General features: G+C 31.3%; 14 protein-coding genes and 4 pseudogenes. 12 read left to right on the top strand and 6 right to left on the bottom strand.

All coding sequences use genetic code 11. The annotated features are described in order from the left end of the window. Positions 1–222 precede the first annotated feature (222 nt). From MKX31_RS26690 to MKX31_RS26675, 4 genes and pseudogenes are all read left to right on the top strand, one after another. Positions 223–654, top strand: a complete 432-nt coding sequence (locus MKX31_RS26690) for an SgcJ/EcaC family oxidoreductase (RefSeq protein WP_002204171.1) — start codon at positions 223–225, stop codon at positions 652–654. Positions 655–1,013: 359 nt separating this feature from the next. Further along, positions 1,014–1,292, top strand: a complete 279-nt coding sequence (locus MKX31_RS26685; RefSeq protein ID WP_340981713.1) for a putative quinol monooxygenase — start codon at positions 1,014–1,016, stop codon at positions 1,290–1,292. A gap of 499 nt (positions 1,293–1,791) precedes the next feature. Then, the gene (locus tag MKX31_RS26680; protein WP_098103517.1) at positions 1,792–1,965 is read left to right on the top strand and encodes an asparagine synthase; all 174 of its coding nucleotides are present in this window, start codon (positions 1,792–1,794) and stop codon (positions 1,963–1,965) included. Positions 1,966–2,314: 349 nt separating this feature from the next. Further along, a pseudogene (locus MKX31_RS26675) lies at positions 2,315–3,340 on the top strand (alpha/beta hydrolase). Between the two features lie 372 nt (positions 3,341–3,712). Here MKX31_RS26675 and MKX31_RS26670 read toward each other — a convergent pair. From MKX31_RS26670 to MKX31_RS26655, 4 genes are read right to left on the bottom strand one after another with little or no spacing between them, the layout of a single operon-like run. Further along, positions 3,713–4,447: a Bax inhibitor-1/YccA family protein gene (locus MKX31_RS26670; protein WP_340981712.1), complete on the bottom strand. Its 735-nt coding sequence runs from the start codon at positions 4,445–4,447 to the stop codon at positions 3,713–3,715. A gap of 39 nt (positions 4,448–4,486) precedes the next feature. Beyond that, positions 4,487–5,281 carry an ABC transporter permease gene (locus MKX31_RS26665; protein ID WP_222655422.1) on the bottom strand — a complete coding sequence of 265 codons (795 nt, stop codon included), beginning with the start codon at positions 5,279–5,281 and terminating at the stop codon, positions 4,487–4,489. After that, complete coding sequence (locus tag MKX31_RS26660) at positions 5,278–5,976, bottom strand: ABC transporter ATP-binding protein (RefSeq protein WP_098103514.1); 699 nt, start codon at positions 5,974–5,976, stop codon at positions 5,278–5,280. The genes MKX31_RS26665 and MKX31_RS26660 overlap by 4 nt, the downstream gene beginning before the upstream one ends. Further along, positions 5,973–6,353 carry a GntR family transcriptional regulator gene (locus tag MKX31_RS26655; RefSeq protein ID WP_098103513.1) on the bottom strand — a complete coding sequence of 127 codons (381 nt, stop codon included), beginning with the start codon at positions 6,351–6,353 and terminating at the stop codon, positions 5,973–5,975. Before MKX31_RS26655 ends, MKX31_RS26660 begins: the two co-directional genes overlap by 4 nt. A 297-nt stretch (positions 6,354–6,650) precedes the next feature. Between MKX31_RS26655 and MKX31_RS26650 the strand changes: the two are divergent. The 8 genes and pseudogenes from MKX31_RS26650 to MKX31_RS26615 form a co-directional block, all read left to right on the top strand. Continuing rightward, positions 6,651–6,848, top strand: a pseudogene (locus MKX31_RS26650) (recombinase family protein); the annotation flags it as partial. Positions 6,849–6,853: 5 nt separating this feature from the next. Then, positions 6,854–7,116 (top strand): annotated as a pseudogene (locus tag MKX31_RS26645) (hypothetical protein). Positions 7,117–7,128: 12 nt separating this feature from the next. Next, positions 7,129–7,764, top strand: a complete 636-nt coding sequence (locus MKX31_RS26640; protein ID WP_340981711.1) for a hypothetical protein — start codon at positions 7,129–7,131, stop codon at positions 7,762–7,764. 135 nt (positions 7,765–7,899) lie between these two features. Further along, positions 7,900–8,304: a PH domain-containing protein gene (locus tag MKX31_RS26635; RefSeq protein ID WP_098103227.1), complete on the top strand. Its 405-nt coding sequence runs from the start codon at positions 7,900–7,902 to the stop codon at positions 8,302–8,304. A gap of 258 nt (positions 8,305–8,562) precedes the next feature. Beyond that, positions 8,563–8,790: a hypothetical protein gene (locus tag MKX31_RS26630; protein WP_000438636.1), complete on the top strand. Its 228-nt coding sequence runs from the start codon at positions 8,563–8,565 to the stop codon at positions 8,788–8,790. Positions 8,791–9,239: 449 nt separating this feature from the next. Continuing rightward, a pseudogene (locus MKX31_RS26625) lies at positions 9,240–9,376 on the top strand (IS1595 family transposase); the annotation flags it as partial. A gap of 85 nt (positions 9,377–9,461) precedes the next feature. Next, positions 9,462–9,752: a hypothetical protein gene (locus tag MKX31_RS26620; protein ID WP_041184987.1), complete on the top strand. Its 291-nt coding sequence runs from the start codon at positions 9,462–9,464 to the stop codon at positions 9,750–9,752. 868 nt (positions 9,753–10,620) lie between these two features. Beyond that, entirely contained in the window at positions 10,621–12,603 is a 1,983-nt protein-coding gene (locus tag MKX31_RS26615) for a methyl-accepting chemotaxis protein (RefSeq protein WP_222655418.1), read from the top strand. A gap of 647 nt (positions 12,604–13,250) precedes the next feature. Here MKX31_RS26615 and MKX31_RS26610 read toward each other — a convergent pair. Both MKX31_RS26610 and MKX31_RS26605 read right to left on the bottom strand, forming a co-directional pair. Beyond that, entirely contained in the window at positions 13,251–13,832 is a 582-nt protein-coding gene (locus MKX31_RS26610) for a hypothetical protein (RefSeq protein ID WP_340981710.1), read from the bottom strand. Positions 13,833–13,951: 119 nt separating this feature from the next. Further along, complete coding sequence (locus MKX31_RS26605; protein ID WP_222655416.1) at positions 13,952–15,205, bottom strand: MFS transporter; 1,254 nt, start codon at positions 15,203–15,205, stop codon at positions 13,952–13,954. Between the last annotated feature and the right edge of the window lie 840 nt (positions 15,206–16,045).

Genomic DNA, 16,045 nt, shown 5'->3' with positions numbered 1-16,045 from the left:
AGATACATTGACTACTGATAAGTGAAGTTATGTAAACATGACATGTATATAATATACAAGGGGAATTTGCAGATAAATATAAGTAAGGGTATACAAAATATGTCTTACCATCCTACCGTGGTATGAATTTCTCTTTAGAAAGATACTACTATTGTTGGATGTTATGATGACTTTACTTGAATAAACTATAGATATCAAACTAACATAGGAGGAGAAAAGAATATGTCTAACAAGTCTAAAGTTCACGGTTTAAAAGAGAATCAGCAGGAAGAAATTGACGCCATTCAACAAACGATCACTGAGATTGAGGTTGCATTTAATCAACATGATGCGGATGAATTAGATCGTCACTTCACTTCAGACGCTACATGGGTAAATGTACTTGGTGAACGGCTATCAGGTTGGAAGCAAATCAATGAAGTGCACAAGATTATCTTGGCAGGACCACTTCGCAACTCATATGCTTCCTATACAGTTGAAAGCATTAACTTTGTGCGTTCGGATGTAGCAATTACACATATTAGGCAATACCCGACAACCTCTGAAGGGACAATAATAGAAAACGGGCAAGGCAGTCTTGCTATTTATGTGATGGTCAAAGAACTCGGAACTTGGCAGGTCGCTGCTGGACAGAATACATTTGTCCATAATTAAATACAAAATATATCTAGAGCGTTATCTTTTTCTTCTTTGTTGATTCCAATGTAATTTTTTGTTCATGGATTTTTGACCTTTTTATTTATAGTGTTTTAAATGTATAATTTTCTTGTTGATTTTGAGGATATCAAGGATTTCGGGGAGAAGTAAATATTTAAAAGGAACTGAAAGTAAACTAATATTCAAAAGTTTACTTTCATGTTTTAGGTCTAAGGAAAGGGAAATTAGAAGGGCTAGCTCCTCGGCTTGCTTCACCCAGCCATCACCTCGCATCTAAAAACAAGGAATTATAAAATATTAATTGAATATATTTTTTGATACCGACTAAAATTTAGGAATGGAAAGAGGGCAATCTGATGCATTACATAACTGCATGCTTGAAAATTATTAGTGATAAAGACCTTAATGAAATAATAGAGGAGTTCAAAAAACTTGAAAAAGAAACTATTAAAGAAGAAGGATGTATTCAATTTCATGTGTACCCTCTTGAACCCTCAGAACGAAAATTAATGCTGTGGGAGATTTGGGAAAATGAAGAAGCTCTTAATGTTCATTTCACCAAACCACACAATCAAAATACTCTAAAACAAGAATTAGCAGAAATAGAATGGGTAATTAGAAGTAATGTGAATTAACAAGATTGGTTGTTCTTGTAGTTTTGATAAAATATAAAAATGATGATTTTTTTTATGTTTAGGTGCTTTGGTATATGTAGAAAAATATAAAGTGGTTAGAAGGGTGTTTGCTATTTTCATACATTTGTAAAACTCGTTTTCACTAAATGAACATTAAACATGTTTTAAAAGTTGTACCTTTCGAAACGCTTCACAGACGTATAAAGGATTCTTTCATCTTTAGAAGTGTGAAAATAAAAACTATTCGAAAAAGTTATACTTTATCAATGCAAGTTTTTTTCCTCTTATATTAAAATGAAAATACCCTTTCAAAGTATCGTAACTCCTTTCGTAAATCATGGAAGGAGTTTTTTTATTCATAAAGGTATAATATAAAGAAAATATTTAAAATAAACCCACATATTTTCACATGACATGAAAATACTAATACTTGTTTTAGTACTTTAATTCCAAAGTATTAAAACAGGATTACTAACTGCGATACTAGGAGGACGTTACTATGAATATTCGTGAAGGATTAATTCCGACTACATTAGGTACAGCAGTTACAGCTGCGGGTTATGCTTTGAAGCAAACTCGTGGATCTAATAAGATGATTGCAAATACAGTATTTGGATTTGGCTTAGCTCACGTTGTTTTAGGTGTAATTGATCTTTTAGAACATCGTCGTTAGAAGAAAAGGCAAGCACATTTTGATGCTTACCTTTTTAATATCGTCAGTATGTATTATTTTTGTTTATAGATTTCTCGAGCTCTTTATTTATATTGTTTTGAAAGTAAACTTTTGTTGTTAATCTTGCTGAAAATAGCTAAAGTCCGATAAGGTTAATGAAAGAAACGTACTTAAGATATCGCATGCAGAAGGATATATAGTGAGTATTAGTTATGGTCATTGGGAAAGTTCTTTTTAATTAATATAAGTTATATATGGAATAAAGAAACATAAATTTCATAATATTCTACTTTATCTTTTGACACAGATTTATCAAAAATAGTTTCAAAGGAAGGGAGTTACTTTGAAAATGAAAATAGCAAAACCAAAATCTAAAAGTGTATGGAAAAAAAGGATGCTTATATCCCTTATAGTAGTTTTCGGATTGGCTCTTGTGGGAGTCAGTTATTGGAATCTTTCACCAGCTCCAAAGGCATTTTTGATTAAAAAAGCTTTTGACGGAGGAACATTTGTTCAATCGGATAACTATGACAATGCCTTAAAAGAAACAAGAATCGTTAGAGATATCAATTATAAATCTAAATTTCCAGATGGAACATTGGACATCGTTTATCCGAAAAATCATACAGAAAAAACTCCTGTTATTTTTTGGGTACATGGAGGTGGATTTGTGGGGGGAGATAAATCAGATATTACTGGATATGCGGTAGAATTAGCTGCTCGTGGTTATACAGTGGTGAATATAAACTACGCTCTTGCTCCTAAAAGAGAATATCCTACGCCAGTACTCCAACTAGGTGAAGCTTAAGAATACATAAAAGAAAATGTAAAGAAATATGACTTAAAACTAGATCGTGTTTATTTTGCAGGAGATTCTGCTGGAGCACAAATATCTGGTCAATTCGTTAATATTCAGACATCTGAAGAGTATGCAAAATTAACAAAGATTGACGCTATTGTTGATCCTTCTACAATAAAGGGCATACTGCTATTTTGCGGTCCATATAATATGTCTGAATTAGCTAAGATAGAATCAACTAAAGAAATACAAGATTTTATGCGTACCACTGGTTGGGCTTATTTGGGCAAAAAAAATTGGGAAGGATCATCAGAAGTAAAAATAGCTTCGATTTTAAATCATGTTACAAATAATTATCCACCAGCATTTATCACAGATGGGAACACTGGATCATTCGAAGAGCAAGGTAAAACATTGGCTTCTGCTTTACAAAGTAAAGGAGTGCCTGTAGATAGTCTTTTCTTTGATAAAAATATTTCTGGTGAGTTAGCACATGAATTTCAATTTAAAATGAATACCCAAGCAGGTTTAGAAACCTTTAACAAAGTTCTGGAATTTTTAAGTGAAAATAAATGATACGTTTAGGGATACCGTCACATCGCTATCAACCTAAGAAAAGCAAATACCCCAAAACGATAAATAAGCTTTTTCGTTACAAGAAAGCCTAAAAATTTCGGTTCTGGGGGTGTAATAAAACTTTAGCTTGATGGGCAATGGGGTAGCACTATCAAAACGCGAATTTCATACGCTAAGGGTTAATCATTTTTTTACAGTTAATTTCGTCTGTAGTAATCGAAGGAAGGTTACAGAGGGGGAGCTGAAAGCTTATAAGTATTGGTTGGACTTTTTGTACAGCAACATCATACATTTGTTACTACCTATATTAATTTAATTGAAAATACGAGATATAAAAAACATCCTGCATGTTTGAACCATGCAGGATGTTTTTTAGTCTTTATTTTTCATAATGTAAGAAACCAAACGAAGGATCTCTAAGTATAACCATACTAATGTCATCATAAGCCCTACTGCGCTGTACCACTCCATATACTTAGGTGCTCCACTCTGAGTACCATTTTCTATGGAAACAAAATCGAGTAATAAATCTAATGCAGCAACAATAATTACAATTGTACTTATAATGATACTAATTGTCCCACCTTGGTGAATATATGGAACTTTCACCCCTAAGATGCCCAGTAAGAAAACAATAAAATACATAATAAGAATTCCAAGTGTTGCAACCGTTACAACCGCACGAAACTTTTTAGTTACTTTTACTACTCGATTTGCGTATAACAAAAGCATGGAAAATAAAATTGAAATTGTCAGTAATACAGCAGTTAAAACGATAGAATCACCAAATCGCATTGTATAATACGCTGAAATACTTCCTAATAAAATTCCTTGTAATACTGCGTAAATCGGTGCGCAGATTGGTGATATACGAGGATTGAATATAACTACAAATGCGACAATTAGAGTAACTATTATAATTCCAATTAACACAGGTATTTTCATTGTCCCTTGTGTCATCTGTACGTATGAATAGACAGATGCTACAAGAAGTAAGATAAGCAAAATGAATGTTTTTGCTATCGTTCCGCCAATAGTCATCTTAGAAGCATTTGTATTCTCTTTATGAAATTTTTCTTTTTTTAATATTGGATTAGTTGTTCTCATTTTTTCCTCCTAAATACACTCTACCTTTGAAGCATATCTTTATATTTCTAATTTTTTATCAATGATACGACCTGTAATAGCTGTTAGGACAATTATGAATAAGCAAGTGAAACAAATATCTAAAATAGTGAACCCTTCACTAGGATACAGTGATGTGTCAATAAAACCATTGTTATCTATGAACCCCGTACTCTTTATGGTGATTACATATTTCTCTAATTTACTTAAAACGTCCAGTATGAATGTTTGGATTATTAAAAATAAAGCAAGGAAAATAACTGATAAAACCATCTTACTCATTGATGACTTTAAAGGAATCAGCTTTGTAATTACCATGGTGAAATAGCAGGAGATTAATATACTCATGAAATCGATTCCCCATAATAAAACAGAAAGTATGTGATGGTGAAATCCATATGCATATAACTTATGAAATTCTTGTTGGTATCCCCCGACCACTTTTCCTCCGTAGGTACTTTGGGAGAAATAGTATAGAAAAATTAAGCCTATTACTAGTAAAAGAATAAACATTAACGTGAAAAAGAATAAATTTGCATATATATATTTTTTTCCTGAGATGGCTGTATAACGTATCATTGTATTTTTTAGCATTTTATTGAAAGAAGGTAAAGCTATTAAAAGCAGTAAAAATGCAGTGATACCTATAATTAATACATATATACCTAATGTTATATCCTTTGTAAGCTGATTTGTTAGCTTTGATAGTCCCATCATATTAAATAAAAGAAGTAACGAAATAGTAATAAATCCAAAATAAAGGATGGCTATCTTTTTTCTATTACAATTAAATAAATAGCGAAAAAGTGGATTCATTTCTCAAAAACCTCCTTAAATAACTCATGTACTGCTTTTCCATGGTGAAAACGAATTTCTTCTACATTTTCATGCAATACAATACTCCCGTCTTTTAAAAAGATTACCTCATCAAATATATTTTCAATTTCCTCTATTAAATGAGTCGAAATAAGAATGGTACTATCTTCACGATAAAAGTTAAGAATTAAATCTACTATATGCTTTCTAGAAACAAGATCAATTCCACCTAATGGCTCATCTAATACATATACCGTTGCTTTCCTTGAAAAAGTTAATATTAGCTGTAATATCCCTGTTTTCCCTTTTGATAAAATGCTTATATTCTCCTCTAGCGGGATTTTAAAGTTAGCTATTAAATCTATTGCTTGTTGTAGATTAAAATCAGCATACATATCTCGATAGAACAACAAAGCATCTTTTACGGTCATCCATTTTTCAAAAACAGGACTATCGGGCATAAATGAAACGATTTTTTTCGTTTCTAATCCCACCTTTTTATCTTTAATTGTAATACTTCCTTTAGAAGGAAAACGTAAACCCGAAATCATTTTTAATAATGTCGTTTTCCCACTACCATTTTCACCAACAAGACCGATAATTTTTCCTTCTGAGATTGTTAGGCTTACATCTTGAATCACTGTTTTTAAATCATATCTTTTCGACAGATTTTCAACTTTCAATAATTCTTTCATTCATTTCCCTCCTTTTTCTTTTCCAAAGAAGAACGGAGTATTGAGAGAACCTCTTCTTCCATAAATCCTAAGTTATTCATTCCATTTATAAAATTATCAAGCAACTCTTTTGCCATTTCTTTGCGTAGCCCTGTAATTTTTTCTTCATTCATTGTTACAAATCTTCCTGTTCCTCTACGTGTCTCAGCAATACCTTCCCGTTCTAGCTCTTGAAACGTACGTTGAATTGTATTTGGATTAACTTGTAATTCACCCGCTAATTCACGTACGGCAGGAATTTTTTTACCTGGCGCCAAACGTCCTGTTACAATTTCTTTTTTGATGTATTCCATTACCTGAACATAAATAGGGATATTAGGAGAAAACTCAGTTTTCATTTCTTTCCTCCTCTGTATTAGTGTACTAGACAAATAGTACACTAATGTAAATTATATGTAAATAGTTATTTTGAAAACCATAATAAATGGAAGGTGATATATTTAGTGAATTCATGTAAACACCCAAGTGCCAAAAACGACCGTTTATGGAACTGGTTTGTCTTTTTAACAAAAGCGTTAAAAAATCATTCATATCGAGTACCAAAACTCATATTCAAAAACAAAGTTCTTTATTTTAATCCAATGAGGTTTTTGGTACTATTTTAATGGATATATTTAGATAGGAAGTGAAACAATTTGATTTTTGGTTATGCTCGTGTCAGCACAGAAGAACAAAATCTCGATATGCAAATAGATGCTTTGCAACAATATGGTGTAGAAAAGCTATATCAGGAGAAAATGACAGCAATAAAAAAAGATCGTCCGCAACTCGAAGAGTTACTAAAGGTATTACGCAAAGACGATAAGATAGTTGTTTACAAACTTGATCGAATTATTGGGTGAATCATAGACGCAAGAAAAAGAAACCGAAACAAATAAGAAAAAAACTGTTCAGATGAAACCAATTGTTGGAGAAGAAAAACCATCTAAGGAGAGTAGTAATAAGTTTGTTGACGTTCTCCTTGGTATTCTTCTATTTCCAATTCTTATATGGGCTGTCATGGGAAGTTCTAATATACGAGTAAGTAAAGGAAAAAAGGTCCTTATTATTGTTTTCTTTCTCTTAATTGCAATAGGGTTATCTATGATAGGAAACAAATAAGGAGGAGTTCAGATGTTTAAGAAAAAAAACATTCGCGCTAAACTCGTTAACAAACAAGGGGAAGTCATTCGAGAGTTAAATGGTACAGAAGAAGACTTAGAAGAAATAAGAAAAACGGGTATTGAAATTCGTTTAGTCGAAGAAAACTCATATGAAATGGTAGCAACCGATGAACAACTAGAATTACTAGCAAGAATCGAAGAAGAATATTTAGATGCATGGGAAGAAGACTTAAACAAGAGATTAGAAGAACGAGAAAAAGAAGAAGCAAGACAGAAAGAATTGAAAGAGAAGAATAAATGGAGTACAAAGAAGAAGGTAATTGTCTTTGGACTAATAGCATTCGTCTTTTTCGGATTTCCAATGATTGATGGGTATTATGAAGCAAAACTGGTACACGAAGGAACTTCATTAAACGCTGAAATTACAGGGAGACATGTAGAAAAAGGGTTTATATCTGAACATGGAATACTAATCGTAAAGATAGACGGTAAAGAGTATAATGTAAGAGTAGCTAGAATAACCTTCAACGATGCACAGTGGTTTGGTGGACTAAGAGTCATCAAAACAAAAGATGATAAAGTTAAGATAGACCCTAGATATGAAGCCGAAGATTTAGTTACAAGCAATAAAGAAATAACAAAGTAAAACTTTAATATCTGCTTCTAAAATTAAACAACATTATTATATGCAAATTTGAATTTATTAAAATAAGAAAATTCTAATAAATTTATCATCTCAATATAAACGGTAAGGGTTATTAATATATCGGGGGAATAAAAATTGTTAAACAATAATGTATTAGATGAACTATTTAATGAGGTAGCACATGAGGATGAATCGTATTTTTATTATTTTTACACTATGAAAATGGCAGCAACATCAGAATATATTAAATTTGGTCCTGGTGCATTTTTAGAAAATCAACATCAGGTGATTTGTTTTACTAATAAGAGGGTAATAATGCTTGAATTGAATCCATTAACTGGTAAGTTTAATGGCAATAAGATAATAATAGATATTGAAGATGTAGAGGGGATAAAAGTAAAAAGAGGGCTAATAAAATCTAAAGTTATTGTTACATTAAAAGGTAACAAAGGAGATATCGTTATGAATCCAAATAGTTTTACAATTGGATTGTCAAATCATAAAAAAAATTTAGTGAAACTGCAAGAGATGTATAGTTAAAAATCAGTCTCTATAAAGTTAAAAATCCATTTTGATTAAGATCTTGATTAAAGACTTATTAGGTGAGTAATTTTGTTTAAAAGGAAGAATTATCCTTAATGCTTGTACTCCATTGGATGGGAAGATGTAAGGGATTACGCAAGGAATATCACACTATCAAAAAATTACAGTAAGTTATCTTTATAAAAGAGGTTTCTATTTACGGGTTTATGTGAAAAAATAATTTCATATAACGGATTTAAGGAGGACATTTCATAAATGGAGCAGGTTATACAAGAGTTTTTTTCTCCAAATAAAAACTATAAGGTTCAAATCATTGAAAGAAAAGATGGTCTATATACAACAGAAGCGTATAGATGGATGGAGGATTGTGGATATGAATTTTGGAGTTATATATCACAAGGATTGACTTTGATAGATAGTGAGGAACATGCGCGAAAGATCGCAATGGAACAACTAAAGGAATGTTCAAGGGATGAGTTTTAAAAATATGCTAATTTATCTGTAAAATTATAAGGAATGATGATGTTTTATTGTTGGTGAAAGAATACAAATCTTTCGTAAGTGAACTTAGTATTATTAATTTTTAGACTCACATCTTTTTTAAGAAAATATATAAGTGAATTTCAATTAACCTTATTTATCTTATGTGAATTATAAGGTATAATAAAATTAGGTGCAAAGATGCACTATTTGAAAAAGAGTGCAAGGCAAAAAGGAATCCGTAAAGGGTTCCTTTTTTTTAGAAAAATGAAACAACTTTGTAATTATAAGGGGATTCATTTTCGTAGATTCAAAATGTAAAAATAACTAAAGAATTAAGTACAAGCACACATTTTAAATAAAAGCTCTGTTAAAGGTAAATGTTGATATTTGAAACCAATCCGAAATCTTAGTATTCTTGTATAAGAACTAACGTTCGTGATATATTAAGGTTGAGCAAAGCGTTCAGTAATCTATTGAAACATATTCGTGATTTGTCTCACAGAGAGAGCAAGTGTTTCAGTGGGGAAAACGCTATGTTGAGCCTTTTTTCTCTGTAGGTGGCCGTGTAATCAATGAAATGACTGATGCTTATGATAGTTTGCGCCTAGCAACATTCAGTGTATAAACGAATGAATTAAGAAAAGGGTGAAATATTGGATAACTCGAAATGGATGCCTTTAAGTAATGTTGATGATGATGAAGAAATTTGGGCAGGAGCAAGAGTTAGGTTGTACAATGTTGGTATGAATAGAGAAGACAAAGAAAATGATTTCTATGAATATATTATTTCTTATATCTACGACAACAATAACTACTTACAACTAACTAATTTAACAACAGGAAAAGCAGGTTATATTATTTGTGTCATTGAAAAAGAATTACCAAATAATTATGCTTTGGGCAAAACATTAAAGCAAAAAATAGGCTTAGAAAATACCTATTTTAGATTTGAATGTGAATAATCAGCAACTAAGGGAAGCACTAACTCTAAGGTGTCTTCCCATATTTAATACTTTTTATCAATAATCAATATTAACAGAGCCTAAATAAAAAAGTGAGAAGAATGAATAACATTCTTCTCACTTTCAGCAATTAGGGTGGCATATTCATCAATATGCATTAGGGTGGAATTTTGGATGAAAAATCCACATGCATAGTATAACAAACTACATAAGGTAGATTATATGTAATATTGCATATAGGGAAAGATTCTTCTATAGAAATAAAATACAGTTTATAATAAGTTATTGATATATTATAAAAAAATAATATGTTATTGGATTTTATATCTATAACTTATGTATACGTGTTACAATGAATTTCTCCAATGTATTTTATTCTCCCATTTAGATTTTATGGTTTAGTTATCCCTTACAACAAAATCGGCCGTAGTGAATGATTCATGAATAGGGTGATGCATTTCGAATGGTTCAAAGGCTGTTAAACATAATCATGCAAAGAATAAATTTACGTAGTTACGTTTTAGAGAATTTATAATGGTAAGGATTTCATCCGATTTGAATAGCACTAAATTAAATTTTTTATCCAATTAAGGACAAATAATATCTGTTAAATGAAGGTTATGTTTCATCCATTTTATTGGAAACAATTCGTAGTCTTAGAATTGCTGAAAATGAAAAGATAACATATTTGAAAGGAGGATAGATAAAACGCTGACTGTGAAATACAAATCGTAAAATAAGAAAGTGTAGATAATAGGATGTAATTGTGGTTTCATTTCGAATGGTACCATAAATGAATGTGGAAAAAATAAAGGAGAAAAATTTAAATAAACTATATAAGTAGTAAAAATGAAAAGGAGAGTATCTAGTGTTTAATATAAAAGAAAGATTGGGACAAATAAAGCTTAAAACGAAGTTGTCTATGGCATTTATCGCAATATTAATTATACCAAGTCTTATCGTAGGAGTGTCATCTTATAATAAAGCAAAAACAGATCTTAATGAAATAATTCTACAATCAGCAAAAGATAATATAAGTATTTTAGATAAGATTGTTGATGATGAATTAGAAAATAAGCATACAGATGTCACTCATTTTGCAAAGGTACTTACACAAGGGGATTATAATCCTGAACAATCGCAAAATGTACAGAGTAAATTTGATCAATATATACAGTTACATCCAGAGATAGAAACGATTTATACAGCATCCAGTAACAATCAATTTATTCATGCACCTGTTGGCAAAATACCAGAAGGATTTAATCCATTAGAAAGTAGTTGGTATAAGGATGCAGTAAAAGCAAATGGAGAGATTATTGTTTCATCTCCATATAAATCAAAGTCTACAGGAAATATGGTAATTGCAATTGCAAAGCAAAATGCTGATAAAAGTGGTGTCATTGGTGTTGACTTGAATATTGAGGATATCGTAAAAACTTCTAAAATGATAAAAATAGGTAAACAAGGCTTCGTATCTATCGTCAGTCAAGATAAGACTATAGTTGTTCATCCTACGCTCAAGCCAGGTGAGAAATTAGAGAAATCATTAGCGGATGAACTGTACAAGAAAGAAGATGACGTAATTACTTATAGCCTTAACGGGGAAGATCGAAACATAAGTTTTAAGACAAACAAAAAAACAGGTTGGAAAATAGCTGGCGTAATGCCTACGAAAGAAATTGAAGAAGCTACCAATCCTATTTTTTATAAAACGCTCACTATAATAGGGGCTTCATTATTGTTAGGCGGAATTGTAATTTTATTCATACTTAGATCCATTATTACTCCACTAAGACAATTAGTTATTTCAGCTCAAAGGATTAGTCAGGGAGATTTAACCGAGAAAATAGATATTCGTTCAAAGGATGAACTTGGTCAATTAGGTGGTAGTTTCAATACAATGGCAGAGTCATTACGTAATATTATTTCTCAAATCAACACATCTGCAGGTCATGTAGCTGCGTCTTCTGAGGAACTAACTGCTAGTGTAGAGCAAGCAAGTGTTGCGACAGAACAAATTACAAAAGAGATGGAAGAAATCTCGAACAGTGCAGAGGTTCAAAATAATGAAGTTGCGTCTGGAGCGAAATTAATTGGTGAGGTAACACGAAATATTCAATACATAGCTGAGAATGCTTCTGAAGTATCGGCTTCATCCATATATACAAAACAAAAAGCCAATGAAGGTGAACAATTAGTAGAACAAACTGTAACACAAATGCAGTCTATACATCACTCGGTTTCTCAATCCGATAATGTAATAAAATTATTAGATAAGAAATCTCAACAAATTGGAAGTATATTAGAAGCGATTCAAAATATTGCGGAACAAACAAATTTATTAGCATTGAATGCAGCAATTGAAGCAGCTAGAGCAGGTGAACAGGGGCGAGGATTTGCAATTGTCGCCGATGAAGTTAGGAAGTTGGCGGAGCAATCATCTGAATCTTCAATGGAAATTGGAAGTTTAATCAATGAAATACAAGCAGACGTACATGAGACTGTAAAAGCTATGAATGAAGTAGGAGTAGAAGTAGAGTCGGGAATTCAGGTTGCGAATGACACAAAACAAAGTTTTTATGAGATTTCAAAATCTGCAAATGATATTGTATCAAAAGTGCATGGTATGGTGGAACTATCAAATAAAATGACAACTGATGCAATGAAAGTCGATACATCAATTGATCAAATAGCTATGGCTGTAAAAGAGAATTCTTCAAGCATGCAAACGATAGCTGGCTCATCTGAGGAACAACATGCTTCTATGGAAGAGATAAATTCTTCAGCAATACAATTAGCACAGATGGCGGAAGAACTTCAAGAGCTAATCGGTGGGTTTAAGATATAAGTTCAGATTTCTAGGATAGAATACTAGAAAGCGTGTTAAAGAACGGGAATTAGAAATCTTATATCATAGTAAAAATTATAGTATGTATTACCTATATGGCATCTAGGAAGTTCTAACCCAACTCTTGAAGGGAATTATGGAATTGTTTACGACTTTCAATTTAAAAATGCGGCAGGAAAGAAAATTAGAATTAAACCTGAAATTATTTCAGAAAATGATAAGCCATCTGATCCAGAGAAATTTCCGCCACTAGCATTTTTTTCACAAGTAACTTATTGGACTTCAGGAACTTGGAAAAGTACTAATAAATTAACAAAACCCGATCAATATCATTATATAACTATTCCAGCAGACCAACATGTAAAATTCATTTTACCAAGTGGTAATAATGGTAATAATCTTAATCCCAAATCATTGAATAATGATTTGGGATTAAGATTAAATAAGAAGGTGGAGCATATTGCTGATGCCTTTTTGTCACAAAGGTGTAGGAGAATAAAAAATCGTCAGTCGCTGTTTAAAAGCACTGACGATTTTTTTGTATAGTCTCATAGTTATAGTTAAGTGTTTAAGGTTATATAAATTTCTTTTGAGTGTAAAATCAAAGGAGCGTCACATATTTAATAGAAATTCGGAACATAATTTATTTAAAGAGATTCAGGTGGGTTTAACTTAATTGAATCTATCATAACTGTAATATTATTCGAATTACCTTTAACTGATAGTTTCATCTTTTCAAGTTGTACTGTTTTTGAAAAATTTTCATGTCCAATTGAATCAATTAATTGATCTAATTCATTAGTCCATGTAATGTTAGTAGCTTGTATCATCGCTTTAATCGTAGGTTTATCTGCATGGCCATTATACATAATTCCATCAATCATTTTTCCGCCTTCCCTTAACATAACACTTACCCATTTTGCATTTCTATCTGAATCATCTCTTGTTTTTGGATAATAAAATCTATATGTATTAGATTTTTTTTCTAGCTCAAGATTAAATGGGAGAATTTTGATATCCTGAGCAGATAATGTACTCTTTATATTATTATAGTTCTTCAAATATTCTTCTGTTGTCATATTATTAAATGGAATTTTTTCTTTTTCACCTTCATGCTTTTTTTGAGATGTTTCCATTTTATTTAGAGTATCCTTGTGTTCTGTATCTTTGCAACCTAATAGGCTAGCTGCTAACAGAAAGGTTCCTAGTAGAAGGATTTTTTTTGTCATATGAATCTCTCCTTAAGTAGTATAGAAAAATGCAGAAAGAGTGGGTATCGGTATCCCTAACACTTTCTGCATTTTTCATGTTTAGATACTTATTGTGTTTTTGGTATATCGAAAGAATATTATTTATATGATCTAATTGATTTAAGAAAGAACAGCACAATTAGCCCTGAAATAAATAATAAGACTCCATTTATTAATAAGATTAATGGTGGACCATATATGTCAGCAAAAAATGAGGAAATAGCTAGAGCGACTGGTGATGCTATACTCGTAAGGGAACCAAGTGTTCCAAAGGTTCTACCTTGCAATTCTGGTGATACTTCAACCTTAATAATGACATTGACTAAGAGTGTGCAGAACGAAAAAAGTATTCCCAAGAGTAGAATTAAAGGCACTGCATACAGTACTGATGGAGCAAAAGATATTCCTACAAAGATTGGAGCCAATAAAACCATACTAAGAATTATCCACCAACCACGACGATGTAATTTTTTATCAAAAAAGATGATAATCCCTGCGCCTAACATATAACCTATTGGAATACTGGATTCTATTATTCCAAATTCAATAGGATTTGCTTTCCATACTTTTACAGACATTACCTGGATAAGCATTAAAGAAGCGGTGAAAAATGTAATTAAAGTGGGTGAGAGAATAATAATAGACTTAGCAAATGGATTCTTCCATATATACTTAAAGCCTGCAATAAGGTCTTCATGAAATGAGTTTTTCACATCAGATTTTTTAATAGAATTAGGAAATTTTCCACTTAACAACACTAGAATGGCAGATAGCATAAAAGTAAATGCGTCGACTGAAATAGCGATGCTCCCACCAAAGGCTGCAACGACAATTCCTCCTATAGCTAGCCCTGATATTCGGGAAACGTTATCTGCGACATTTAATACACCAGTTGCTTGTTGAACTTTTTCTTTTCCTACAATATCGATTAAGGAAGCATGGAAGGCGGGAGATTGAAATAACCCTGCGCAAGAAGTGAGGGCAGTTAAGATAATAATGAGAATAAATGGTGTGCCAGGAAGTGCAATACAAAGTGCAATACCTAGTATCAAAAGACTTCGTATCATATCTGTTATCCACATTAATTTTCTGCGATCGACCCTATCAGCAACAGTACCTGCGATGGAAGAAAATAACATGCTCATAACCATATGAGTTATAGCAATGGTAGACATTAATTTAGCACTACCGGTGGATTGCAGTACCCAGAGATTTAAAGCAATACTGTGAAATGAATTCCCAAACATTGACAAAGTATAACCTGTAAATACAAATGTAAATGTACGATTTTTCCATATTGTCTTTTTAGAAGAAACAGCAAGAGAAGAATCTAATTCGACTTGTTGTTGCATAGTATGGCCACCTCACAAATTTAAGTATTTAATTTTGAAAATTTGCTTACAAACTAAAAGTGGTGAATTTAAGTAATCAAGTTAATTAGAAGGCTAATGAAATAGAATCTTGCTGCATTAGAGTTATATTAATATAAAATATTGTTATTCTGAGGTAATAAAGGCAGTGAAGAGATAGATTTAAGTACATAAGTAACTAATATAATCCCTATACATTATTTTTATGAAATCAAATTACATGAAAATAACTACTAATAGCATTATTACATTCGTAGAAGCAAGTCTATAATGTACAGAGAAATTGTTAATGAATATTTAAGGGAGAACATTTTAACTGTACAATAATGTTTTAACTTTTATATAAGATTTTCAAAAATAAAATATTTCTCCAGATTATTTTGAAATTTCCTTACAACTTTTTCCTAGGTTTTTAATATTTGTAAGAACAGAAACTATATTTGTATTTTATAGTTAATTTAGGCATATAAGATTGAAATTAGTAGTATAAATGGTGATTTTATTAAAAATCTAGCATTTATTATAAATACTCCTCTCTTCAGAAAATTTTACCAAATATTTTCAGGTGAATATTACCAAATTAAAAATGTTTTGTCTATATATTTTATTAGTTCTCTATTTTGTAAGCTGATTCAATGAAAATATTTTCTATATTTATCCTCCCTATATAATGACAATTTTTCCCTTACTTCGACATAAATCAAATGGTACAGTTTACAGGACAAATATAGAACCTACTTGTAGACGTTATTTTATATAAAAATTAAAAAAACAGTAGTTACTAGTTAGGAGGGAAAATATATTCTAACTATTTTTCAAATG

Source organism: Bacillus sp. FSL M8-0063, from assembly GCF_038005545.1.
GTDB lineage: Bacteria > Bacillota > Bacilli > Bacillales > Bacillaceae_G > Bacillus_A > Bacillus_A wiedmannii.
This window is presented reverse-complemented; position numbering and strand designations above follow the sequence as displayed.